This window comes from Streptomyces sp. NPDC086077 (assembly GCF_040686175.1).
Taxonomy (GTDB): Bacteria; Actinomycetota; Actinomycetes; order Streptomycetales; family Streptomycetaceae; genus Streptomyces.
This window is the reverse complement of sequence record NZ_JBFBJT010000012.1, coordinates 60,361-82,491: the sequence shown is the minus strand read 5'-3', so window position 1 is coordinate 82,491 and position 22,131 is coordinate 60,361. Positions and strand designations below refer to the sequence as shown.

At 71.3% G+C, this 22,131-nt stretch carries 22 protein-coding genes and 1 pseudogene; 19 read left to right on the top strand and 4 right to left on the bottom strand.

The features are described from left to right. Positions 1-4: 4 nt before the first annotated feature. The 5 genes from AB0O67_RS06080 to AB0O67_RS06060 all read left to right on the top strand — a co-directional run bounded on the left by AB0O67_RS06080 (position 5) and on the right by AB0O67_RS06060 (position 4,469). Positions 5-229 carry a hypothetical protein gene (locus AB0O67_RS06080; RefSeq protein WP_365446662.1) on the top strand — a complete coding sequence of 75 codons (225 nt, stop codon included), beginning with the start codon at positions 5-7 and terminating at the stop codon, positions 227-229. A 64-nt stretch (positions 230-293) separates the two neighbouring features. After that, the gene (locus AB0O67_RS06075) at positions 294-1,406 is read left to right on the top strand and encodes an LLM class flavin-dependent oxidoreductase (protein ID WP_365446660.1); all 1,113 of its coding nucleotides are present in this window, start codon (positions 294-296) and stop codon (positions 1,404-1,406) included. Further along, the gene (locus AB0O67_RS06070; protein WP_365446658.1) at positions 1,403-2,065 is read left to right on the top strand and encodes an FMN reductase; all 663 of its coding nucleotides are present in this window, start codon (positions 1,403-1,405) and stop codon (positions 2,063-2,065) included. Before AB0O67_RS06075 ends, AB0O67_RS06070 begins: the two co-directional genes overlap by 4 nt. Before the next feature lie 166 nt (positions 2,066-2,231). Next, positions 2,232-2,945 carry a response regulator transcription factor gene (locus AB0O67_RS06065; RefSeq protein WP_365446656.1) on the top strand — a complete coding sequence of 238 codons (714 nt, stop codon included), beginning with the start codon at positions 2,232-2,234 and terminating at the stop codon, positions 2,943-2,945. A gap of 159 nt (positions 2,946-3,104) precedes the next feature. Continuing rightward, a complete protein-coding gene (locus tag AB0O67_RS06060; RefSeq protein WP_365446654.1) occupies positions 3,105-4,469 on the top strand; it encodes a HAMP domain-containing sensor histidine kinase in 1,365 nt (454 codons plus the stop codon). A 206-nt stretch (positions 4,470-4,675) separates the two neighbouring features. Here the strand turns inward: AB0O67_RS06060 and AB0O67_RS06055 are convergent, their stop codons facing one another. After that, complete coding sequence (locus tag AB0O67_RS06055; protein ID WP_365446652.1) at positions 4,676-5,290, bottom strand: hypothetical protein; 615 nt, start codon at positions 5,288-5,290, stop codon at positions 4,676-4,678. 281 nt (positions 5,291-5,571) lie between these two features. Here AB0O67_RS06055 and hemL point away from each other — a divergent pair, with 281 nt between their 5' ends. The 10 genes from hemL (at position 5,572) to AB0O67_RS06005 (ending at position 15,284) form a co-directional block, all read left to right on the top strand. Continuing rightward, positions 5,572-6,888 carry a glutamate-1-semialdehyde 2,1-aminomutase gene (gene hemL, locus AB0O67_RS06050; protein ID WP_365446650.1) on the top strand — a complete coding sequence of 439 codons (1,317 nt, stop codon included), beginning with the start codon at positions 5,572-5,574 and terminating at the stop codon, positions 6,886-6,888. Beyond that, the gene (locus AB0O67_RS06045) at positions 6,885-7,565 is read left to right on the top strand and encodes a histidine phosphatase family protein (protein WP_365446648.1); all 681 of its coding nucleotides are present in this window, start codon (positions 6,885-6,887) and stop codon (positions 7,563-7,565) included. Before hemL ends, AB0O67_RS06045 begins: the two co-directional genes overlap by 4 nt. A 119-nt stretch (positions 7,566-7,684) precedes the next feature. Continuing rightward, positions 7,685-8,971 carry a hypothetical protein gene (locus tag AB0O67_RS06040; protein WP_365446646.1) on the top strand — a complete coding sequence of 429 codons (1,287 nt, stop codon included), beginning with the start codon at positions 7,685-7,687 and terminating at the stop codon, positions 8,969-8,971. Between the two features lie 66 nt (positions 8,972-9,037). After that, positions 9,038-9,643 (top strand): TlpA disulfide reductase family protein, encoded by a 606-nt coding sequence (locus tag AB0O67_RS06035; RefSeq protein WP_365446644.1) that lies wholly within the window; start codon positions 9,038-9,040, stop codon positions 9,641-9,643. A gap of 1 nt (position 9,644) precedes the next feature. Next, the gene (locus AB0O67_RS06030) at positions 9,645-10,415 is read left to right on the top strand and encodes a cytochrome c biogenesis protein CcdA (protein ID WP_365446642.1); all 771 of its coding nucleotides are present in this window, start codon (positions 9,645-9,647) and stop codon (positions 10,413-10,415) included. 3 nt (positions 10,416-10,418) lie between these two features. Further along, on the top strand, positions 10,419-12,149 hold the full coding sequence (locus AB0O67_RS06025) for a cytochrome c biogenesis protein ResB (protein WP_365446640.1): 1,731 nt from the start codon (positions 10,419-10,421) through the stop codon (positions 12,147-12,149). Continuing rightward, complete coding sequence (gene ccsB, locus AB0O67_RS06020) at positions 12,146-13,258, top strand: c-type cytochrome biogenesis protein CcsB (RefSeq protein ID WP_365446639.1); 1,113 nt, start codon at positions 12,146-12,148, stop codon at positions 13,256-13,258. The genes AB0O67_RS06025 and ccsB overlap by 4 nt, the downstream gene beginning before the upstream one ends. A 93-nt stretch (positions 13,259-13,351) precedes the next feature. Beyond that, complete coding sequence (locus AB0O67_RS06015) at positions 13,352-13,945, top strand: RNA polymerase sigma factor (RefSeq protein ID WP_365446678.1); 594 nt, start codon at positions 13,352-13,354, stop codon at positions 13,943-13,945. Then, on the top strand, positions 13,942-14,841 hold the full coding sequence (locus AB0O67_RS06010) for a CU044_5270 family protein (RefSeq protein WP_365446637.1): 900 nt from the start codon (positions 13,942-13,944) through the stop codon (positions 14,839-14,841). The genes AB0O67_RS06015 and AB0O67_RS06010 overlap by 4 nt, the downstream gene beginning before the upstream one ends. A 38-nt stretch (positions 14,842-14,879) precedes the next feature. Then, a complete protein-coding gene (locus AB0O67_RS06005; RefSeq protein ID WP_365446635.1) occupies positions 14,880-15,284 on the top strand; it encodes an SRPBCC domain-containing protein in 405 nt (134 codons plus the stop codon). 26 nt (positions 15,285-15,310) lie between these two features. Here AB0O67_RS06005 and AB0O67_RS06000 read toward each other — a convergent pair. Together AB0O67_RS06000 and AB0O67_RS05995 are read right to left on the bottom strand one after the other, a co-directional pair. Next, positions 15,311-15,547: pseudogene (locus tag AB0O67_RS06000) on the bottom strand (nucleoside deaminase); the annotation flags it as partial. Positions 15,548-15,647: 100 nt separating this feature from the next. After that, a complete protein-coding gene (locus tag AB0O67_RS05995; protein ID WP_365446633.1) occupies positions 15,648-16,382 on the bottom strand; it encodes a MerR family transcriptional regulator in 735 nt (244 codons plus the stop codon). Positions 16,383-16,474: 92 nt separating this feature from the next. On the opposite strand from AB0O67_RS05995, the gene uvrA reads away from it, so the two are divergent. Both uvrA and AB0O67_RS05985 read left to right on the top strand, forming a co-directional pair. Beyond that, positions 16,475-18,949, top strand: a complete 2,475-nt coding sequence (gene uvrA / locus AB0O67_RS05990) for an excinuclease ABC subunit UvrA (RefSeq protein ID WP_365446632.1) — start codon at positions 16,475-16,477, stop codon at positions 18,947-18,949. A 100-nt stretch (positions 18,950-19,049) separates the two neighbouring features. Next, a complete protein-coding gene (locus AB0O67_RS05985; RefSeq protein WP_365446630.1) occupies positions 19,050-19,358 on the top strand; it encodes a hypothetical protein in 309 nt (102 codons plus the stop codon). Positions 19,359-19,362: 4 nt separating this feature from the next. Here the strand turns inward: AB0O67_RS05985 and AB0O67_RS05980 are convergent, their stop codons facing one another. Next, positions 19,363-19,665 carry a PLD nuclease N-terminal domain-containing protein gene (locus tag AB0O67_RS05980; protein WP_365446628.1) on the bottom strand — a complete coding sequence of 101 codons (303 nt, stop codon included), beginning with the start codon at positions 19,663-19,665 and terminating at the stop codon, positions 19,363-19,365. 89 nt (positions 19,666-19,754) lie between these two features. Between AB0O67_RS05980 and AB0O67_RS05975 the strand changes: the two genes are divergently transcribed. Both AB0O67_RS05975 and mqnP read left to right on the top strand, forming a co-directional pair. Continuing rightward, positions 19,755-21,206 (top strand): menaquinone biosynthesis decarboxylase, encoded by a 1,452-nt coding sequence (locus AB0O67_RS05975; RefSeq protein ID WP_365446627.1) that lies wholly within the window; start codon positions 19,755-19,757, stop codon positions 21,204-21,206. Next, complete coding sequence (gene mqnP, locus AB0O67_RS05970) at positions 21,203-22,105, top strand: menaquinone biosynthesis prenyltransferase MqnP (RefSeq protein WP_365446625.1); 903 nt, start codon at positions 21,203-21,205, stop codon at positions 22,103-22,105. The genes AB0O67_RS05975 and mqnP overlap by 4 nt, the downstream gene beginning before the upstream one ends. Positions 22,106-22,131: the final 26 nt, after the last annotated feature.

Here is a 22,131-nt window from a genome sequence, read left to right as displayed (position 1 = left end):
TCGCATGCCCCGATCGGAGGGCGGCAGCGGCGTCCGGGACGCGGGGGCGGCGGAATTCTCCGGCACGCCCGACCGGGTCGGCGCGGATCCCGACTGGCGGGAGCGGTTCGCGGACGAGGCGGACGAGCTGGTGGCGGCGTTCGAGCGGCTGCTCGCGGAGACCGGGCGGGATCCGCGGTGGACGTCTCCTGGTGGGCTGAGTACGGGTGCGCGGGCACGGGGGGAATAGGGCGCCGGGGGTCGGAGTTCTCCAGGTATAGTTGAACCATCAACAACTTGGAGGATGAGCGACCATGCAGTTCGGGATTTTCAGCGTCGGGGACGTCACACCGGATCCGACCACGGGCCGTACGCCGACCGAGCGCGAGCGGATCAAGGCCATGGTCGCCATCGCTCTGAAGGCCGAGGAGGTCGGCCTGGACGTCTTCGCGACCGGCGAGCACCACAACCCGCCGTTCGTTCCCTCGTCGCCGACGACCATGCTCGGCTACATCGCGGCGCGCACGGAGCGGCTGGTCCTGTCCACCTCGACCACGCTGATCACCACCAACGACCCGGTGAAGATCGCCGAGGACTTCGCGATGCTCCAGCACCTGGCCGACGGCCGGGTGGACCTGATGATGGGGCGCGGCAACACCGGCCCGGTCTACCCCTGGTTCGGACAGGACATCCGGCAGGGCATCAACCTCGCCATCGAGAACTACGCCCTGTTGCACCGGCTGTGGCGCGAGGACGTCGTGAACTGGGAGGGCAAGTTCCGCACGCCGCTCCAGGGGTTCACCTCGACGCCGCGCCCGCTGGACGGCGTACCGCCCTTCGTCTGGCACGGCTCCATCCGCTCGCCGGAGATCGCGGAACAGGCCGCCTACTACGGCGACGGCTTCTTCCACAACAACATCTTCTGGCCGGCCGAGCACACCAAGCGGATGGTCGAGCTGTACCGGACCCGGTACGCCCACTACGGGCACGGCACGCCCGAGCAGGCGATCGTCGGGCTCGGCGGTCAGGTGTTCATGCGGAAGAACTCGCAGGACGCGGTGCGGGAGTTCCGGCCGTACTTCGACAACGCGCCGGTCTACGGGCACGGGCCGTCGCTGGAGGACTTCACCGAGCAGACCCCGCTCACCGTGGGCTCGCCGCAGCAGGTGATCGAGAGGACGCTGAGCTTCCGCGAGTACGCCGGTGACTACCAGCGCCAGCTGTTCCTGATGGACCACGCCGGGCTGCCGCTCAAGACCGTGCTGGAGCAGCTCGACATGCTGGGCGAGGAGGTCGTGCCGGTGCTGCGCGAGGAGTTCGCCAAGGGGCGGCCGGCGAACGTGCCGGATGCTCCCGTCCACGCGTCGCTGCTCAAGGCGCAGGAAGGCGCCGGGGAAGGTTCCGAGGAAGGGGTGAGCGCGGCATGAAGCTCGTCGTCGTCTCGGCGGGGCTGAGTGTGCCGTCGTCCACACGGCTGCTGGGCGACCGGCTGGCCGTGGCCGCGGAGCGGCAGGCGCCGGCCGACGCGCCCGCCGAGGTACAGGTCGTGGAGTTGCGTGAGCTCGCCGTCGAGATCGCGCACAACTTCACCAACGGGTTCGCCGGCCGGGCCCTGTCCGCCGCGATCGACGCGGTGACCGGGGCGGACGGGCTGATCGTGGTCACGCCGGTGTTCGCGGCGTCGTACAGCGGGCTGTTCAAGTCGTTCTTCGACGTGATCGACCCCGAGGCGCTGGCGGGCAAGCCGGTGCTGGTCGCGGCGACCGGTGGCACGGCCCGCCACTCGCTGGTGCTGGAGCACGCGCTGCGCCCGCTCTTCGCCTATCTCAAGGCCGTCGTCGTCCCGACCGGTGTGTACGCCGCCTCGGAGGACTGGGGTGCCGAGGGGCTGGACGGGCGTATCGAGCGGGCGGCGGGGGAGCTGGTCCGGCTGGTGACGGGGCTGTCGCTGGGCAGGCCGGTTCCGGCGGGCGCCTCCGTGGGCACTGCGGCGGGCGCTTCGGCCGGTGCGGCCGGTGGCGCCTTCGAGGGGTTCGAGGTGGTTCCGTTCGAGCAGCAGCTCGCCGCGCTACGGCCGGCCGGGTAGGGCGTGCGCGCCGAGGTGGTGCCCCCGGGGGGCGTGCCCGCCAGGGGCGCTCCGGCCGAGGGCGTGCCCGTCGAGGGCGTTTCGGGCGGGTGAGAGGCCAGTAAGAGGATCAGGTGCCGCTCGCCCGTCCGGTCGTACGACCGCCTCGCTTTGTCACACTGGACGGGTGCCCCAGACAGTTCTGCTCGCCGAGGACGACCGCGCCATCCGCAACGCCTTGGAACGGGCCCTGACCCTGGAGGGCTACCGGGTCACCGCGGTCGCCGACGGCGTGGAGGCGCTGGCGCAGGCCCATCGCACGCCGCCCGACGTGCTGGTGCTGGACGTGATGATGCCGGGGATCGACGGTCTCCAGGTCTGCCGGGTGCTGCGGGCCGAGGGGGACCGGACGCCGATCCTGATGCTGACGGCGCTCGTGGAGACGGCCGACCGGATCGCGGGGCTGGACGCGGGCGCCGACGACTATGTCGTGAAGCCGTTCGACGTCGAGGAGGTCTTCGCGCGGTTGCGGGCCCTGCTGCGGCGTACGGCGAACGGGGCCGTCGCCGTCGACGCGCCGGAGCGGGTGCCGCTGCCCGGGCGGCGTCTGGAGGCGGCAGGGCTCCGGATGGATCCGCAGGCGCGGCGGGCCTGGCGCGGTGGGCGGGAGCTGGAGCTGACGCGCACCGAGTTCGAGCTGCTGGAGCTGCTGGTGCGCAACGAGGGCATCGTGCTCGACCACTCCACGATCTACGACCGGATCTGGGGCTACGACTTCGGGCCGGGGTCGAAGAACCTCGCCGTGTACGTCGGCTATCTGCGCCGGAAACTGGACGAGCCGGGGGCACCGCAGCTGATCCACACCGTGCGCGGGGTGGGTTACGTGCTGCGGGAGGACTGAGTGGGGCGGCTGCGGGGGGTCGGTTCCAGGGCCAGGGCCAGGGCCAGGGCTTTGGTTCGGGTCAGGGGAGGGGCCGAGGCCGGGCCTGGGTCCGCGGCCGATGGGCGTGGGCGACGCCGGAGAGGGCCCGGGGGCGTCGAGTGGTGGCGGCCGCGGCTCGTGTCGTTGCGGACGACCTTCGCCGTGTCCTTCGCGGCCGTGACGGCCGTCGTCACCGTGCTCGTCGGGATCCTGTCCTACGGTGCCGCCGCGCGGCTGGTCCGGGTCGACCAGCAGTCGGTGTTCGACGAGGTCGTGCAGGATCTGCGGGGCGAGGTGAGCGAGCGCCGGATGGCCCCGGAGGACTTCTCCTCCTCGCCGGGGCACGACTTCGTCCGGCCCGCCCGTACGGATGTGCAGGTCCTCGGCCCGGACGGCCGTGTCGTCGACCCGGGCAGTCCCGGGCTGCCGGTCACCGCGGCCGACCGGGACGTCGCGGGCGCGGCGCGCGCCGGACGGCTGGCCCAGCACAAGGACGTCGACGTCGGGGACGACGTCTACCGGGTCGCGACCGTCTCGCTGGGCGGCGGCCGGGGCGCGGTGCAGGTGGCGCAGGAGTTCAGCGACACCGAGGACCTCCTGCGGGCGCTCCAGCAGCGGACGTTGCTGCTGATGGTGGCGGTGGTGGTCGGCGCGGGCCTCTTCGGCTGGTGGCTGGCGCGGCGGATCACCCGGCGGCTGGTGATACTCACGTCGGCGGCGGAGGCGGTGGCACGAACCCGGCGCCTCGGTATGGACGTGCCCGTGACCGGCAGCGACGAGGTGGGGCGGCTCGGCCGGGCCTTCGACCGCATGCTGGGCCGGCTGGCCCAGTCGGAGGAGGACCAGCGGCGGCTGGTGCAGGACGCGGGGCACGAGCTGCGTACGCCGCTGACCTCCCTGCGTACCAACATCTCCCTGCTGCGCCGGATCGACGAGCTGCCGCCCGGGACGCGCGAGGAGCTGGTCGCCGACCTGGGGCAGGAGGCGCGCGAACTGACCGACCTGGTCAACGAGTTGGTGGACCTGGCGGCCGGGCAGTCGGACGCCGAGCCGCCGCAGCGGGTCGATGTCGCCGACCTCGCGGAGGACGTCGCGGGCCTGGCGCGGCGGCGTACGGGGCGACGTGTCGAGGTGCGCGCGAGCGGCGACACGACGACGGAGGGGCGGCCCGGGATGCTGACGCGGGCGCTGTCGAACCTGGTCGAGAACGCGGCGAAGTTCGACGCCTACGGCACCGCCCCGATCGAGATCGTGGTCTCCGGCCCGGCGCGGCCGGGGACGGTCCGGGTGGAGGTGCACGACCGGGGACCCGGCGTCGCCGACTGTGACCTGGACCGCGTCTTCGACCGCTTCTACCGGGCGGCGGACGCCCGGTCACTGCCGGGTTCGGGGCTGGGACTGTCGATCGTGCGGGAGGTGGCGCTTGCCCACGGGGGCGCGCCGTTCGCCTGGCGGCGGGAGGGGGGCGGGGCGGTCATCGGGTTCACGGTGGGCGGTGCGTGAGCGGGCGGCGGCGGTGTCCGTCGGTGCGCCAGGCCCGGCCCGTCCACAGCCGTGGGTCGCGGGCATCAGCGGTCGTCCCCGCGCGCGGCCGACGCGCGGGGGAGTGCCTCCGCGCCGTCGATGTGCCGTGGACGTCTGCCGGCCCTCCTGCGCACATGCCGAAGGCGGGGTCCGAAAACCCCGTGCGCTGCCCATGAAATCCAAGGTCAGGGCCACACCAGGCAGTACGGCTGATGCCCCGCCTCATGCAACCGCTTCGAGAAGTCCTGCCACTCGTGCAGCAGTTGGTACACGTTGAAGGCGTCCCGCGGGCCGCCCCGGTCCGGGACCGTCGACCAGATGAAGGCCGCCGCGCCCACCGCCTCCTCGCCGATGCCGCGCAGGGGGTCGACGACGGTCATCGGGAGTTTGACCACGGCGTAGTCGGGGTGCAGGACGACCAGTTCGAGCGGGGGGACCTTGTGGAGGGGGACGCCTTCGATGCCGGTCAGCACCATCGCGGCCATCGTCTCCGGCTTGATCTTGGTGAACATGCCGTTCATGCCGAGCTCGTCGCCGCCGAGTTCCTCGGGGCGCATCGAGATCGGGACGCGGGCCGCCGTGGCACCGTCCGGTGCGCCGAAGTACTTGTACGTCACCCCCACCCGACCACCATTCCTGCTCCCGGCCCGAAGTCGCTCGATCCGCTCGGACTCACTCGGCACACCCTGTGTCTGACGTGCTTCGGTCGATTCCTCCGCGTCGCGCCGGTGCTTTCCCCGCCGGGCGCGTCGAGGACCCAGGTCATCGGTCCCCTCGCCCAGTCCACCACCGCGATGCATATCTCCACCCGACTGCTTTTCTAGGACGCGGGGACCCCGCCGCGCAACCCGATCATCGTGTCAGTGACCTCCCCCACGGCCGCGCGCCGAAACGTGCGGTGAAACACCTGTCCGCAGGATCTTCGCAGCCCCTGATCACCATGCCCCGCAGGAGCTGTGTGTATCAGGTCTCAGTTTCGCAGACGGACGGGGTGGAGGAGGATCGATCACGAGGTGCCGCGTCCTACCCTGAGTAGGTCAGTGGCAACCGGAAGTCCGAGAAGTCGGAGAAGTCGCACGTCATGAGCGAACTGCCCTATTCATACGAAGCGCCTGTCTCGCAGGCTCTATTCGACCGTGCGGCCGCCGTCACGCCCGGCGGCGTCAACTCCCCGGTGCGTGCCTTCCGCGCCGTGGGCGGTACGCCCCGCTTCATGGTGTCCGGCAGCGGGCCGTATCTGACGGACGCCGACGGGCGCGAGTACGTCGACCTCGTGTGCTCCTGGGGGCCCATGATCCTCGGGCACTCCCGTCCCGAGGTGATCGCCGCCGTCCAGGACGCGGTCGCGCGCGGTACGTCCTTCGGTACGCCCGGCGAGGGTGAGGTCGCGCTCGCCGAGGAGATCGTCGGGCGGGTCGGGCCGGTCGAGCAGGTGCGGCTGGTGTCCAGCGGCACCGAGGCGACCATGTCCGCGATCCGCCTCGCCCGTGGGTTCACCGGGCGGTCCAAGGTGATCAAGTTCGCCGGGTGCTACCACGGCCACGTCGACGCCCTCCTCGCCGCCGCGGGCAGCGGGCTGGCGACCTTCGCGCTGCCGGACACCCCGGGCGTCACCGGCGCCCAGGCCGGCGACACCATCGTCCTGCCGTACAACGACCTCGAAGCCGTGCACGCCGCCTTCCACGCCCACCCGGGCGAGATCGCGTGCGTGATCACCGAGGCGTCCCCCGGCAACATGGGTGTCGTGCCGCCGGCGCCGGGCTTCAACCAGGGCCTGAAGGACGCGTGTGCGCAGAACGGGGCCCTCTTCATCTCCGACGAGGTGATGACCGGCTTCCGTACCAGCCGCTCCGGGTGGTTCGGCGTCGACGGTGTCGTGCCCGACCTGATGACCTTCGGCAAGGTGATGGGCGGTGGCTTCCCCGCCGCCGCCTTCGGTGGGCGCGCGGACGTCATGGCGCACCTCGCCCCGGCCGGCCCCGTCTACCAGGCCGGCACCCTCTCCGGGAACCCGGTCGCGACCGCCGCCGGCCTCGCGCAGCTGCGGCTCCTGGACGACGCCGCCTACACCAAGATCGACGAGGTGTCGCGGCAGATCCAGGCGCTGGTCGGCGAGGCGCTCGCCAAGGAGGGCGTCGCGCACACCGTGCAGAGCGCCTCCAACATGTTCTCGGTGTTCTTCACCGACCGCGCCGTGCGCGACTACGAGGCCGCCAAGGCGCAGGCGTCGTATCGTTTCACCGCCTTCTTCCACGCCATGCTGGCGAACGGCGTCTATCTGCCGCCCTCCGCCTTCGAGTCCTGGTTCGTGTCCACCGCGCACGACGAGCGCGCGGTGCAGCGGATCGCCGACGCCCTTCCGGCGGCGGCCCGCGCGGCGGCGGAGGCCACGGCATGAGCGCGCGGGACATCACGGTCGTCCACCTGATGCGGCACGGCGAGGTCGCCAACCCGGACGGGGTCCTGTACGGACGGCTGCCCGGGTACCACCTGTCGGAGCTGGGCCGGCAGATGGCCGACCGGGTCGCCGAGCACCTCGCCCCCCGTGACGTCACGTACGTCGTCGCCTCCCCGCTGGAGCGGGCGCAGGAGACGGCGACGCCGATCGCCAAGGCGCAAGGGCTGGACCTGGCGACCGACCCCCGGCTGATCGAGGCAGAGAACGTCTTCCAGGGCAAGACCTTCGGGGTGGGCGACGGCGCGCTGCGCAGCCCCGGGAACTGGAAGCACCTGGTCAACCCCTTCCGCCCGTCGTGGGGCGAGCCGTACGTCGAGCAGGTCATCCGGATGATGGGCGCGCTGGACGCGGCGAAGGACGCGGCGCGGGGGCACGAGGCGGTGATGGTGAGCCATCAGCTGCCGATCTGGATCGTGCGCTCGTACGTCGAGAAGCGCCGGCTGTGGCACGACCCGCGCCGCAGGCAGTGCACGCTCGCCTCGCTGACGTCCTTCACGTACGAGGGGGACCGGATCGTCTCCGTCGGCTACAGCGAGCCCGCGCGTGACCTCGTCCCGCCGCATCTGCTCGCCGGTGCCAAACCGGTGAAGGGCCAGGACAAGGCTTTCGGGGCATAGACGTCCTGTGTGACGAATTCGTTGCCGTTGTTCCGAATCGTTGACCGATAGGGGGAACCTCCCCGTACGTCGTGCTGTCTGACTGTGTGACATCAGAGAGCGCAACGGACGGGGACGGCATGTCTCACATCAGTCGACGGGGAGCGATGGGACTCGGCGCCGGGGCCGCGGCCGCCCTGGGGCTCGCGGGATGCGGAACCCTCACCTCCTCGGACGGCCCCGGCCGCGCCGGCGGTTCCGGGCGGGCACCGGAAAGCAGCCCGAAGCCCAAGCCCCCCACCGCCCGTCCGATCGGCGACGGTTCGACCTCCTTCACCGGCAAGCAGCCGATGCAGCCGGACCGGCCCGTGCCGCTGGAGCCCGGTCAGACCCCGCCGCAGTTCGTGGTCTTCTCCTGGGACGGCGCCGGCGAGGTGGGCAACGGGCTCTTCCCGCGCTTCCTCGACCTCGCCAAGGAGCACGAGGCGCACATGACCTTCTTCCTCTCGGGGCTGTATCTGCTGCCCGAGTCGAAGAAGCGGCTCTACGACCCGCCGAACAACCTGCGGGGCGCCTCCGACATCGGCTACCTCACGGACGCGCACATCAAGGAGACGCTGGCGGGCGTCCGCCGTGCCTGGCTGGAGGGCCACGAGATAGGCACCCACTTCAACGGCCACTTCTGCGCCGGGTCCGGCTCGGTCGGCAACTGGACGCCGCAGCAGTGGCGCAGCGAGATCGACCAGGCCAAGTCGTTCGTGAAGGAGTGGCGGACCAACTCCGGCTGGACCGATCTGCCGTCGCTGCCCTTCGACTACGACAAGGAACTCGTCGGCGGCCGGACGCCCTGTCTGCTCGGCCAGGACAACCTGCTGCCCGCCGCGCGTGAGCTGGGCTGGCGCTACGACGCCTCGTCGCCGGGCGGCCGACAGGTCTGGCCTCAGAAGAAACAGGGCATATGGGACCTTCCGCTCCAGCAGATACCTTTCCCCGGCCGCTCCTTCGAGGTTCTCTCGATGGACTACAACATGCTCGCCAACCAGTCGGTGAACTCCACCAACGCCCCCGCGCACAACTACCCGGGCTGGCGTGAGCAGTCGGCGCAGGCCTACATCCAGGGCTTCAGGCGGGCATACGAGACAAATCGGGCCCCCTTCTTCGTCGGCAACCACTTCGAGCAGTGGAACGGCGGCATATACATGGACGCCGTCGAGGAGGCCCTGAAGCACATCGCGCGGGAGAAGGAGAAGGGCGAGGACGTGCGGCTGGTCTCCTTCCGGCAGTTCGTGGACTGGCTGGACGTGCAGCAGCCGGAGGTGCTCGACCAGCTGCGCACGCTGGACGTCGGGCAGGCGCCGGCCGGTGGCTGGAAGGGCTTCGTCAAGGCGCCCGCGACCGGCACCGCGGCGTCCCAGGACGCTGCCTGAAATGCGGGTGTCCGCCCCCAAGGGGGGTGCGCAAGATCCCCAGAACGGGCATGCGAAACTTTTCACATGAGTGCCGCCCGTCGCGCCCGTAGCCGTACCGTCCTGCTCGCCACCTCCGGCGCCGCCGTCGCCGCGCTGCTGCTGTCCGCGTGCGGCTCCGGCGGTACGTCCGGGGGCGGCGGCGAAACGAACTTCGTCGCGGGCGCCGACGGCATCGACACCGCCGGCAAGGGCGACCGTGCCGCCGCGCCCGACCTGTCCGGCAAGACCATCGACGGCGGGCAGCTCGACCTCGCCGACTACCAGGGCAAGGTCGTCGTCCTCAACGTGTGGGGCTCGTGGTGCGCCCCGTGCCGGGCCGAGGCCAAGAACCTCGAAACGGTCTACCGGGACACCAAGGACCAGGGCGTCCAGTTCGTCGGCATCAACACCCGCGACACCAGCACCGGTCCGGCGCTCGCCTTCGAGAAGGAGTTCGGCGTCACCTACCCGAGCCTGTACGACCCGACGGGCAGGCTGATGCTCCGGTTCGAGAAGGGCACGCTCAACCCGCAGGCCATCCCGTCCACGCTCGTCATCGACCGGGACGGCAAGGTCGCCGCGCGCGCGCTCCAGCCGCTGAGCGAGGAGAAGGTGCGCGAGATGCTCGACCCGGTCCTCGCGGAGAAGTGACGTGACCGCAGTGACCGAGCTCGCCGCGACCGGGCTCAACGACACCGTGCGCGACGGCGCGCTGCTGCTCGCCCTGCCCGTCGCGCTCCTCGGCGGCCTCGTCTCCTTCTTCTCCCCGTGCGTCCTGCCGCTCGTCCCCGGCTATCTCTCGTACGTGACCGGGGTCACCGGCACCGACCTCGCCGAGGCCCGGCGCGGGCGGATGGTCATCGGTGCCTCGCTCTTCGTGGTCGGCTTCACCGCGGTATTCGTCTCCGGCGGCGCGCTGTTCGGCTACTTCGGCTCGACCCTGATGGAGTACCAGAGCACACTGACCAAGGTGCTCGGAGTGCTCATGGTCCTCATGGGCGTCTTCTTCATGGGGCTGATGCCCTGGCTGACGCAGCGGGAGTTCCGCTTCCACACCCGGCCGTCGACCGGGCTCGTCGGCGCGCCGCTGCTGGGCGCGCTGTTCGGCATCGGCTGGACGCCCTGCATCGGCCCGACCCTCGCCTCCGTGCTCGCGCTCTCCTCCAACCAGGCCAGCGCGGGCCGCGGGGCCATACTGACCATCGCCTACTGCCTCGGCCTCGGCGTCCCCTTCGTGCTCGCCGCGATCGCCTTCCGCAAGGCCCTCGGGGCCTTCGGCTGGGTCAAGCGCCACTATGTGTGGGTGATGCGCATCGGCGGGATCATGATGATCGCGACCGGTGTGCTGCTGCTGACCGGCGCGTGGGACCGCCTGGTGCAGGAGATGCAGACCTGGTCCAACGGCTTCACTGTGGGGATCTGATCGATGAGCAAGACCACTGCAAGGGTGACGAGCGCTCCCGAGGACCAGGCCCCGGAACAGGACCTCGGCGCGGCCGGCTCCCAGCTGTCCACCGCGCCCGCCGAGGACGCGCCCAACCTCCCCGCCCTCGGCGTCATCGGCTGGGTCCGCTGGTTCTGGCGGCAGCTCACCTCGATGCGGGTCGCGCTGCTGCTGCTCCTGCTGCTGTCGCTGGCCGCGATCCCCGGCTCGCTGATCCCGCAGACCGGCGTCGACGCGACCCGGGTCGCCGACTTCCGCAAGCGGCACGAGACCCTCGCGCCGCTCTACGACACCATCGGCCTCTTCCACGTCTACAGCTCGGTGTGGTTCTCCGCCATCTACATCCTGCTGTTCATCTCGCTCATCGGCTGCATCGTGCCGCGCACCTGGCAGTTCGTCGGCCAGCTGCGCAGCCGCCCGCCGGGCGCGCCCAGGCGCCTGACCCGGCTGCCCGCCTACACCACCTGGCGCACCGAGGCCGAGCCCGAGCAGGTCCACGAGGCCGCGCTCACGCTGCTCAAGAAGCGCCGCTTCCGCGCCCACCTCACCGGCGACGCGGTCGCCGCCGAGAAGGGCTATCTGCGGGAGGTCGGAAACCTCGCCTTCCACATCGCCCTGATCGTGATGCTGATCGCCTTCGCCTGGGGCCAGCTGTTCAAGTCCGAGGGCAACAAGCTGATCCTGGAGGGCGACGGCTTCGCCAACACCCTCACGCAGTACGACGACTTCAAGTCCGGCAACCTCTTCACCCCGGACGACCTGGACCCGTTCAGCTTCACCCTCAAGGACTTCCACGGCACGTACGCCGCCACCGGCCCCAACCGGGGAACCCCGCGCACCTACGAGGCGAGCATCACCTACGGCGTCGGCGCCTACGGCAAGGACCAGGACACCGTCGTCAAGGTCAACGAGCCGCTGGAGATCGACGGCTCGAAGGTCTACCTGGTCAGCCACGGCTACGCCCCGATCGTCACCGTCCGGGACGCCAAGGGCGACGTGGTGATGGACAAGGAGGCCGTGCCGCTGCTGCCGCTGGACGGCAACGTCACCTCCACCGGCGCGATCATGGTGAGGGACGGCTACCGCAATGCCGAGGGGGAGAAGGAGCAGCTCGGCTTCAACGCCTTCTTCGTGCCCAGCTTCGCCGGTGAGGGCCACGGCACGATGCTCTCCCAGTTCCCCGCGCTGCTGAACCCGAGGCTCGCGCTGTCGGCGTACCACGGCGATCTCGGTGTCGACTCCGGGATCCCGCAGAGCGTGTACCAGCTGAACAAGAAGAACCTCGAGGAGTTCAAGGACTCCAAGGGCAAGCTCTTCAAGAAGCGGCTGGCGGTCGGCGAGACCATGACGCTGCCGAACGGGGCCGGCTCGGTCACGTTCGAGGGCGTCAAGGAGTGGGCCGGCTTCCAGGTCACCCAGCAGCCCGGCAGTGGCTGGGCGCTGACCGGCGCCGTCGTCGCGATCCTCGGCCTCGCCGCCTCCCTGTTCGTCCAGCGCCGCCGCGTATGGGTGCGCGCGGTGCGGGGCGCCGACGGGGTCACCGTCGTCGAGATGGCCGGCCTCGGCCGCAGCGAGTCCGCCAAGGTGCCCGAGGAACTCGGCGAACTCGCCGGGACGCTCTACGAGAACGCGCCGGGCGCACCCGGCCCCGATGACGACCGTTCCGATACCCCCGATCCCCACGTCGTACCTGCCGAAGGGGCTGAGAAGTGACGCTCGCCGCCGCGACCAACGAGAACCTCGCGGACCTCAGCAACACGCTGATCTACTCCGCGATGGCCGTCTACACCCTGGCCTTCTTCGCCTACATCACCGAATGGATCTTCGGCAGCCGCAGCAAGGTCGGCCGCACCGCCGCCGCGCTCACCGCCGCCGGGGCGGCCGCCACCGAGGCTCCGGCCGTGACGGTCAAGAACGCCGGCGGGACCGCCGTACTGGAGCGGCCGAAGGTCGTCGTCCGGGCCGCGGCCGGCGCCCGTGACGTGCCCGACGGGCCGGGGGCGCACGGAGGTGACGAGAAGGGCGACCTCTACGGGCGTATCGCCGTGTCCCTGACCCTGCTCGCGTTCCTGATCGAGTTCGGCGGTGTACTCACGCGGGCCCTGTCGGTGCAGCGGGCGCCGTGGGGCAACATGTACGAGTTCAACATCACCTTCTCGACCGTCGCCGTCGGCGTGTACCTCACGCTGCTCGCGCTGAAGAAGGACATCCGCTGGCTCGGCCTCCCCCTGATCACCTCGGTCCTCCTCGATCTCGGCGTGGCCGTCACCGTCCTGTACACCGCCAGCGACCAGTTGGTCCCCGCCCTCCATTCGTACTGGCTGTACATCCACGTCTCGACGGCGATCCTGTGCGGCGCCGTCTTCTACGTCGGCGCGGTCTCCACGGTGCTCTACCTCTTCCGCGACTCCTACGAGAACAAGATCGCGGGCGGTGGCACGCCGGGCCGGTTCGCCAGCTCGGTCCTGGAGCGGCTGCCCGCGGCGGCCTCCCTCGACAAGTTCTCCTACCGGGTCAACGCCGCCGTCTTCCCGCTGTGGACGTTCACGATCATCGCGGGCGCGATCTGGGCGGGCGACGCGTGGGGCCGCTACTGGGGCTGGGACCCCAAGGAGACCTGGTCGTTCATCACCTGGGTCGCCTACGCCGGCTATCTGCACGCCCGTGCCACGGCCGGCTGGAAGGGCCGCAAGGCCGCGTACCTGGCGCTGATCGCCTTCGGGTGCTGGCTGTTCAACTACTACGGCGTCAACATCTTCGTCTCCGGCAAGCACTCGTACGCCGACGTGGGGTTGAGCGCCCTTCAGTCCGTCGGGTTCTGAGTCCCGCGGCACATGAGAAGGCCGGTTCCCGTGACCCGAGTCACGGGAACCGGCCTTCGTCGTGCGGACAGGCAACTGGATGTGGAAGCACAACTGCGGCAACGCGTACGCGCGGGGGACCACCAGGCCTTCGGCGAGCTCTTCGACGCCTACGCGCGCTCCGTCTACAACCACGCCTACCGGCTCACCGGCGACTGGGCGAGCGCCGAGGACATCGTCTCGCTGACCTTCCTGGACGCCTGGCGGCTGCGCGAGAAGGTCGACGACGAGGGCGGCTCGCTGCGTCCCTGGCTGCTCGGCATCGCCACCAACGTCGCCCGCAACACCCGCCGCGCCGCCCGGAGACACGCGGCCGCGGTCGCCCGGCTGCCCCGCGACGAGCCGGAGCGGGACTTCGCCGAGGAGGTGGCCGGGCGGATCGACGACGCCGCCCAGCTGGCCCTCGTACGCACCGCACTGGCCCGGTTGCGGCGGGCCGAGCGGGAGGTGCTGGCGCTGTGCGTGTGGTCGGGGCTGGACTACCAGGCCGCCGCCGAGGCGCTCGGGGTGCCGGTGGGGACCGTACGGTCGCGGCTCTCGCGGGCGAGGACGAAACTCGCGAAACATATGGAACCCCCGGGCGCGCGCGGACAGATGAGAGGGGACCGCAGCACCGCGGTCAAGCCCGTAGGGGAGGGAAACCTGTGAACGAGTTCTCCGAGAGAGACCTTCCGCCGGGCCGTCACCGACTCCTCAAGGAGCATCTGATGACCGAGATCCGGCAGTCCTCCGACCCGAAGCCCGCCCGCAGGCCCTGGCTGCGCCCGGCACTGGTGGCCGGAGCGGCCGCGGCCGTCGCCGCGACAGCGCTCACCCTCGGCGTGCCGTCCGGGTCGTCCGGGACGCCCGCCGCCTCGAAGGAGGCGGTGGCACTGCTGGAGGACATCGCGCTGGCGGCCGAGAAGTCCGAGGTGCCGGGCGGCATCCGGGACGACCAGTTCGTCTACATCAAGAGCCGGGACGCCTACGCCGGTCACGTCGACGGACGCCGCGTGCCGCTGGAACCCGTCCACGACCGGGAGATCTGGCTGTCCGTCGACGGCACGCGCGAAGGGCTCCTGGAGGAGGACCGCCCGGGCAGCGAGCCCGTGCCGCTGGAGCCCGGCTCCCCGGACAACGAGCGGGCCATCCACTACCGCGCGCTGTCCAAGCTGCCGGCCGACGCGGACGAGATGCGCGACTGGCTGTACCGGACCGCCGCCGCGCAGGTCGACGAGGAGCGCCCGGACCGGGACCACGCCGCCTTCGTGCTGTTCGGCGACCTGATCCGGGAGTCGCTCATGCCGCCGGAGGTCGGCGCCGCCCTGTACCGGGCCGCCGCGACGATCCCCGGCGTCGAGGTGGTCCACGGCGTGAAGGACTCCGTGGGCCGCGAGGGCGTCGCGATCACCCGTACCGGCGAGGGCGAACGCGAAGAGATGATCTTCGATGAGGAGACGCTCACCTTCCTCGGCGAGCGCGTGGTCGGCGCCGGCGGCCTGGTGGACGGCACCAGCGCGGTCCTCAAACGCACGGTCGTCGACAGGGCCGGGGAGCGGCCGTAACACGTGCGCACCCCGGCGTGACGGGTCAGGCTGGTGTCATGACCGGTTCCATCGAGCAGGGCATCAGCCAGACCCACGGGAACACGCACCTCCTGCACTTCCTGGTGCGGCTCCCGCGCTCCATGGAGCAGGTCTGGCCCGCGCTGGCCACGGCCGACGGGCTCGCGGCCTGGTTCACCCCGGCCGACGTGCTCGAACCCCACCTCGGAGGTGCGGTCACCCTGCGTGAACTCGGGTCCGGAGAGGTCACCGCCTGGGACGTCGACCGGGTCGCCGAGTACACGGTGGAGGGTGGTGGCCGCATCCGGTTCCATCTGGAGCGGGACGGGGAGGGCAGCGCGCTGCGGTTCACCCATGAGTTCGAGGGAGAGCAGCAGTCGGAGCGGGACTGGCGGGGGCGCTTCGAACGTCTGATCGAAGTGCTGACGGTGGTGCTCCCCTAGCGGGCGCCCCGGGGGTACGGCTCACGCGTCGTACCGCGATACGACCGCTGCCGCCCCGCGTTCCGGAAGGCCGCCGTCTCGGCGTGCGCCGACGGGTCGCCGTCCTGCACGCGCCGGTTGTGGCCCCGGCCGAGGAGGGTGCCGTCGGGGCCGTACAGCGCGGCGCCGATCGGGACACCGCCCTGTGCGAGCCCGGCGCGAGCCTCGGCGACGGCGGTGGTGAGCCATTCGCGCGCCCGTGCCTGATCCGGTGCCAGATCCATACGTCCACTCTCCCGGCGCGACGACACCCGGGCAACAAAGGCGGCGAACAGTGCCCGCCGGCGGGGAGGCGCGGGCGACGGCGGCTCGGGAGCCGTGGGGTCACTTGTCGTCCGGGTCGCGGATGGTGCCGTCGAGGTGGCCGAGGTAGCCGTGCAGGGCGCCCGCGCCCGCGAGCATCGCGCGCGTACGGGCGTTCAGGGCCTCGTCCCGGTCGCCGATCGCCGTCCGCATCGCCTCCGTGCCGCCCTCGCGGCGTACGTCCTCCAGCACCGGCCGGATCTGGTCGAGGAGGTAGTTGCTGCCGCGCAGGGTGTGGACGAGGCGGGCGTCCCGGACGTCCTCGGGGCTGTACACGCGGTACGCCGTCCCGCGCTCCCGGCGCGGTGACAGCAGGCCCGCCGCCTCCCACACGCGCAGCGCCGAGGGCCGAACGCCGATCAGCGCGGCCGCCTCGCCGACGCGCAGCCCGGCGGACGGCAGCGGCTCGGCGGGCCGCCCGGCGAGGGTCCGCAGGGCCTCGCTCGTCGCCCGCAGCCGCTGCCGCTCCTCGTGCAGCGCGGCATGCGTGGCGTCCACCAGTGACAGGGCGCCCGGTACGTCACCGTCGTGCACCGCGCGCATGATCCGGGCCGCCGCCATGGGGCCGTAGCCCGGGACCATGGCGCGGAAGGCGAGCAGGGCACGGCGGTGCGTGCCGGTGAAGGTGCGGTAGCCGGACGCCGTGCGGGCGGCGGGCGGCAGGACGCCCGCGTCCTCGTAGTTGCGGATCTGCTGTGCGGAGACGCCGGCCAGGCGGGCGAGGTCCACCGGGCGCAACCGGTCGTCGTTCGTCATGGATTTGAAGGTTACGGGAACAAGAAAGCCCTCATAGCGGGTGTTTGTTCGCCAAAAGTCCCAACAAGGACTTCAATGACAGACTTGAAGGCATGGCCGACCGCATTCAGATCAAGGGCGCCCGACTCCACAACCTCAAGAACGTCACCCTCTCCCTCCCCAAGAACAAGCTGGTCGTCCTGACCGGCCTGTCCGGCTCCGGCAAGTCCACGCTCGCACTCGACACCCTCCACCGGGAGGGGCAACGGCAGTACATGGAGTCGCTCGGCATGGTGACCGGCTTCGTGAGCCGGCCCTCGGTCGACTCCATCACCGGGCTGTCGCCGTCGATCAGCGTCGACCAGCACCTCACCAACCGCAGCCCTCGTTCCACCGTCGGCACGGTCACCGAGGTCTTCACCTATCTGCGGCTGCTGTGGTCGCGCATCGGCGTCCGCCCGTGTCCCGGATGCGGCAAGGGCGTACCGCCCTCGCACGAGTCCGCCGCGGCGGCGTACGAGGACGAGGGCGACGAGCCTCGCGAGGTCGTGCCGTGCCCGCACTGCGGGACCGGCGTGCCCGGACTCGTGATGGGGTCCTTCTCCTTCAACAAGCCCGCCGGCGCCTGCCCCGGCTGCACGGGGCTCGGCGAGGTGTTCCGGGCCGAGGTGCCGCGGCTGGTCGACGGCGGCCTCGGGGTGGCCGCCGGGGCCGTGCTCGGCTGGCATCCGAAGGCCACCGAGCGGAACGTGCAGCTGCTCGGCGCCGCCGCCACGCACTACGGGCTGGACTTCGACGCCTCCGTTCCCGTCGACGAACTCGACACAGCTCAGCGGGACTTGCTGCTGTACGGGGTCGAAAGCCCCGAGTTCCGGCGCCACTTCCCCGGCGTCGAGCCGCCCGCGACGGTCACGGCAGGGCGCTTCGAGGGCGTGGTCACGGCGCTGATGCGGCGGTACGCCGAGCGGATCGAGGACGCCGAGTACCGGGAGAAGACCGAGCGGCTGATGGTGAAGGAGGAGTGCGGCGCGTGCGCCGGGACCCGGCTGCGGCCGGAGAGCCGGGCCGTCACCGTGCACGGGCTGTCGATCACCGACGCCGCCCGGCTGCCGCTGGACGAACTCGCCGGGTGGCTCGGCGGCGTACGGGAGCGGGCCACCGGGGACGAGTGGCTGTTCGCCGAGCCGGTCGTCGCCGACCTTCAGGAGCGGGTACGGCGGCTCGTCGACGTCGGGGTCGGCTATCTGACCCTCGACCAGGCGACGCCCAGCCTCTCCGCGGGCGAGGCGCAACGGCTGCGGCTCGCCGCGCTGCTGGGCTCCGGGCTCACGGGTGTGCTCTACGTCCTCGACGAACCGACCATCGGGCTGCACTCCTCCGACACCGCGCGCCTGATCGGCGTCCTGCGCGGACTGCGGGACCTGGGGAACACCGTGCTGGTCATCGAGCACGACCTCGACGTGCTGCGGGCGGCGGACCACGTCGTCGACATCGGGCCCGGCGCGGGGCGCGACGGCGGACGGGTCGTCGCCGAGGGGACGCCCGCGCAGGTCGCGGCGGTGGAGGGGTCGGTGAGCGGGGCGTATCTGGCGGGGCGGTTGCGCGCCCCCATCTCGCGGGGGCGCGATGACGCCGACCGGGCACTGACGATCCGGGGCGCCCGGGCGCACAACCTGAAGGGGATCGACGTACGGATCCCGCTCGGCCGGCTGGTGACGGTGGCCGGGCCGTCCGGGTCCGGCAAGTCGTCGCTGGTGCTGGACATCCTGGGACGGGCCGCCCGGCGGCGGCTCCACGGGGCCGGGGAGGCGCCGGCCGAGCACGACGGGATCGACGGGTGGGAGGCGCTGGGCAAGGTCGTCGTTATCGACCAGGAGCCGATCAGCCGGATGCCCCGCTCCAACGCGGCCACCTACTCGGACGCCTTTGGCCCGATACGGGAGGTCTTCGCGGGGCGGTCCGGCGGTGCGCTGACCCCGGGGCACTTCTCGTTCAACGTGCCGGGCGGGCGGTGCGAGCGCTGCGAGGGCGCCGGCGTGCTGTCCGTGCGGATGCACTTCCTGCCCGCGGTCGAGGTGCGCTGCCCGGGGTGCGAGGGGCGGCGGTTCGGACGCGAGGTGCTGACGGTGCGCTACGGCGGGTACGACATCGCCGAGGTGCTGGCGGCGACGGTCGACGAGGCGCTGGGAGTGTTCGCGGAGGTGCCGCAGGTCGCCGGACGGCTGCGGCGGATGGCGGACGTGGGGCTCGGCTATCTGCCGCTCGGGCAGCCGGCACCGACGCTCTCGGGCGGCGAGGCGCAACGCCTGAAACTGGCGAAGGAGTTGGGCCGACGGGCGGGCGGCTCGTGCCTCTACCTCCTGGACGAGCCGACGACCGGCCTGCACGCGGCGGACACCTCCCGCCTGGTGGACGTACTGCAACGCCTGGTCGACGCGGGCCACTCCGTGGTGACCATCGAACACAACGAGGACGTCATCGCGGCCTCGGACTGGCTGGTCGAACTCGGCCCGGCGGGCGGCGCGGCGGGCGGGGCACTCCTGGCCGAGGGCCCGCCGCCGAACGCGCGGCAGGCACCGCCGCGCTGATCAGGGAGTCGGTCCCCCGGCGCGGGTGGGCGCGCCGGGCCGGACTGGTCGGCGGTGGAGTCGGCCGCACCCGAACGTCGGCGGCCTCTCCGGCGTCACAGTGAGCGTCTACCGCGTGCCCTCCGCCGACTTCGACGCCGGCGACTGTGGGGCCGCCGGAAAAGGTGTGACCCTGCGTCTGTACGACACCGACGTCAACCGGGGTGAGCTGGAAGCCCTCGCCGGCCGTGTCTCCGCCGACATGCACCGCTGGCACGGCACCTTCCAACTCCGTGAGGTCGGCGTGGACGAGCGGGGGTGGGTGCACGTCGGCGTCGACGACCCGCGGGCCGCGCGGGAAGTGGCCGTGGAGGAGTTCGGCGGGGAGCACATCAGGGTCGTGCAGGTCGAGGAGGCCTTCGCCGACTGACGCGTCAGGCGTCGTCGCCGTCCCTCTTGCGGTCCTTCTCGTCCTCGTCCTCCGAGAGCGACTTCAGGAACTCGGGGTTGTCGTCGGGGGCGACCCACTGGGAGCGGCGGCCGGGCCGGCCCTCCGGGCGGCGGCGCTTGCCCGCGATCAGCCAGGAGATGGAGCCGACGAGCGGGAACAGGAGCACCAGGATCGCCCACAGCGGCTTCGGGATGTGCCGGATGTCCTTCTCGTCGGTGCTGATGCAGTCGATGAACGCGTACACGCTCAACGCCAGCGGCACGACGAACATCAGGATCCGGAGCATCGGCAGTCACCTCGTGGAACGGCGGTCGGGGGCCGCTCGCACGGCCCCCGTGACGGGGCCAGGGTAGCCCCTCGGGGATACTTGACCCCATGGCTTACGACGATCTTCGCTCCCTGCTCAGGGCACTGGAGCGCGAGGGGGACCTGAAGCGCATCAAGGTGGAGGTCGACCCGTATCTGGAGGTCGGGGAGATCGTCGACCGGGTGCAGAAGGCGGGCGGCCCCGCGCTGCTCTTCGAGAAGGTGAAGGGCTCTTCCATGCCCCTCGCCATGAACGTGTTCGGAACCGACCGGCGGCTGCTGAAGGCACTGGGGCTGAAGTCGTACGGCGAGATCTCCGAGAAGATCGGCGGGTTGCTGAGGCCCGAACTGCCGCACGGGTTCGTCGGTGTGCGCGAGGCCTTCGGCAAGCTCGGCGCCATGGCGCACGTCCCGCCGAAGAAGGTGAAGGACGCCCCGGTGCAGGAGGTCGTCCTGCACGGCGACGACGTCGACCTGGAGCAGCTCCCGGCCCTGTTCACCTGGCCCAAGGACGGCGGCTCCTTCTTCAACCTGGGCCTGACCCACACCAAGGACCCGGAGACGGGCGTCCGCAACCTCGGCCTGTACCGCCTCCAGCGCCACGACCGCCGCACCATCGGCATGCACTGGCAGATCCACAAGGACAGCCGCAACCACTACCAGGTGGCCGCCCGCCGGGGCGAGCGGCTGCCGGTCGCGATCGCCTTCGGCTGCCCGCCCGCCGTGACGTACGCCTCCACCGCGCCGCTCCCCGGCGACATCGACGAGTACCTGTTCGCCGGTTTCCTCGCGGGCAGGCGGATCGAGATGGTCGACTGCAAGACCGTGCCGCTCCAGGTGCCGGCGCAGGCGGAGGTCGTCATCGAGGGCTGGCTGGAGCCCGGCGAGATGCTCCCCGAGGGCCCGTTCGGCGACCACACCGGCTTCTACACGCCGCAGGAGCCCTTCCCGGCCCTGAAGATCGACTGCGTGACGATGCGCAAGCGGCCGCTGCTCCAGTCGATCGTCGTGGGCCGGCCCCCGACGGAGGACGGACCCCTCGGCCGTGCGACGGAGCGCTTCTTCCTCCCCCTGCTGAAGATCATCGTTCCGGACATCGTGGACTACCACCTGCCCGAGGCCGGCGGCTTCCACAACTGCGCGATCGTCTCGATCGACAAGAAGTACCCCAAGCACGCGCAGAAGGTGATGCACGCGATCTGGGGCGCGCACATGATGTCCCTGACCAAGCTGATCGTGGTGGTCGACTCGGACTGCGACGTGCACGATCTGCACGAGGTCGCCTGGCGGGCCCTCGGCAACACCGACTACGCCCGTGACCTCTCGGTCGTCGAAGGCCCGGTCGACCATCTCGACCACGCGTCCTACCAGCAGTTCTGGGGCGGCAAGGCGGGCATCGACGCGACGAAGAAGTGGCCCGAGGAGGGCTACACGCGCGACGGGGGCTGGCCCGACATGGTGGAGTCCGACCCGCAGACGGCGGCCACGGTGGACCGCCGCTGGAAGGAGTACGGCCTGTGAGTTCCGCATCCGCCGCGCTTCCGCAGCCGGGCCGCACCAAGGCGTTCCTGCGCCTGGTGATGATCGAGCACTCGGTCTTCGCGCTGCCCTTCGCCTACATCGCCGCCCTCACCGCGATGTTCGACCTGGACCGCAACATCCACTGGGGCCGTCTGCTCCTGGTCACGGTCTGCATGGTCGGCCTGCGCACCTTCGCCATGGCCGTCAACCGGATCATCGACCGCGAGATCGACGCCCGGAACCCGCGCACCGCCCACCGCGAGCTGGTCACCGGCGCGATGTCGGTACGGCACGCGTGGACCGGCGCCCTGATCGCCCTGGCCGTCTTCCTCGGCGCGGCGGCCCTGCTGAACCCGCTCTGCCTGGCGCTGGCCCCGGTCGCCGTCATCCCGATGGTCGTCTACCCCTACGGCAAACGGTTCACGAACTTCCCCCAGGCCATTCTCGGCCTCGCCCAGGCCATGGGCCCGGTCGGCGGCTGGCTCGCGATCAGCGGCGCCTGGTCCTGGGACGCCGTGATCCTCGGCCTCGCCGTCGGCATCTGGATCGGCGGTTTCGACCTGATCTACGCCTGCCAGGACGTCGAGACCGACCGCGAGACCGGCGTCATGTCGGTGCCGGCCCGCTTCGGCGTCCCTGCGGCGATCTGGGCGGCCCGCGCCTGCCATGCCGTCACGACGGCCCTCTTCGTCTGGTACGCCCTGGCCACCGGCGCGGGCGCCTTCTTCTGGCTCGGTCTGCTGATCGTCGCGGGCGCGTTCGGGTACGAGCACTCCATCGTCCGCCCGCACGATCTGTCCCGGCTGAACAGGGCGTTCTTCTCGACCAACGGCTTCATCGGGATCAGCCTGTTCGTCTGCGCGCTCCTCGACCTGATGGTGCGAGGGCTCACGGTGTAGCCCGTCCGGGTGGCCGGGGCGCGCCG

Bases quoted from the DNA above. Each gene is read 5' to 3' on its own strand.
- AB0O67_RS05980 (WP_365446628.1), bottom strand. From the start codon at position 19,665: ATGCTCCGGATCCTGATGTTCGTCGTGCCGCTGGCGTTGAGCGTGTAC.
- AB0O67_RS06075 (WP_365446660.1), top strand. From the start codon at position 294: ATGCAGTTCGGGATTTTCAGCGTCGGGGACGTCACACCGGATCCGACC.
- AB0O67_RS06025 (WP_365446640.1), top strand. From the start codon at position 10,419: ATGAGCAAGACCACTGCAAGGGTGACGAGCGCTCCCGAGGACCAGGCC.
- hemL (WP_365446650.1), top strand. From the start codon at position 5,572: ATGAGCGAACTGCCCTATTCATACGAAGCGCCTGTCTCGCAGGCTCTA.
- AB0O67_RS05975 (WP_365446627.1), top strand. From the start codon at position 19,755: ATGGCTTACGACGATCTTCGCTCCCTGCTCAGGGCACTGGAGCGCGAG.
- AB0O67_RS06045 (WP_365446648.1), top strand. From the start codon at position 6,885: ATGAGCGCGCGGGACATCACGGTCGTCCACCTGATGCGGCACGGCGAG.
- AB0O67_RS06070 (WP_365446658.1), top strand. From the start codon at position 1,403: ATGAAGCTCGTCGTCGTCTCGGCGGGGCTGAGTGTGCCGTCGTCCACA.
- AB0O67_RS06040 (WP_365446646.1), top strand. From the start codon at position 7,685: ATGTCTCACATCAGTCGACGGGGAGCGATGGGACTCGGCGCCGGGGCC.
- AB0O67_RS05995 (WP_365446633.1), bottom strand. From the start codon at position 16,382: ATGACGAACGACGACCGGTTGCGCCCGGTGGACCTCGCCCGCCTGGCC.
- AB0O67_RS06035 (WP_365446644.1), top strand. From the start codon at position 9,038: ATGAGTGCCGCCCGTCGCGCCCGTAGCCGTACCGTCCTGCTCGCCACC.
- uvrA (WP_365446632.1), top strand. From the start codon at position 16,475: ATGGCCGACCGCATTCAGATCAAGGGCGCCCGACTCCACAACCTCAAG.
- AB0O67_RS06080 (WP_365446662.1), top strand. From the start codon at position 5: ATGCCCCGATCGGAGGGCGGCAGCGGCGTCCGGGACGCGGGGGCGGCG.
- AB0O67_RS06005 (WP_365446635.1), top strand. From the start codon at position 14,880: ATGACCGGTTCCATCGAGCAGGGCATCAGCCAGACCCACGGGAACACG.
- AB0O67_RS06055 (WP_365446652.1), bottom strand. From the start codon at position 5,290: ATGCATCGCGGTGGTGGACTGGGCGAGGGGACCGATGACCTGGGTCCT.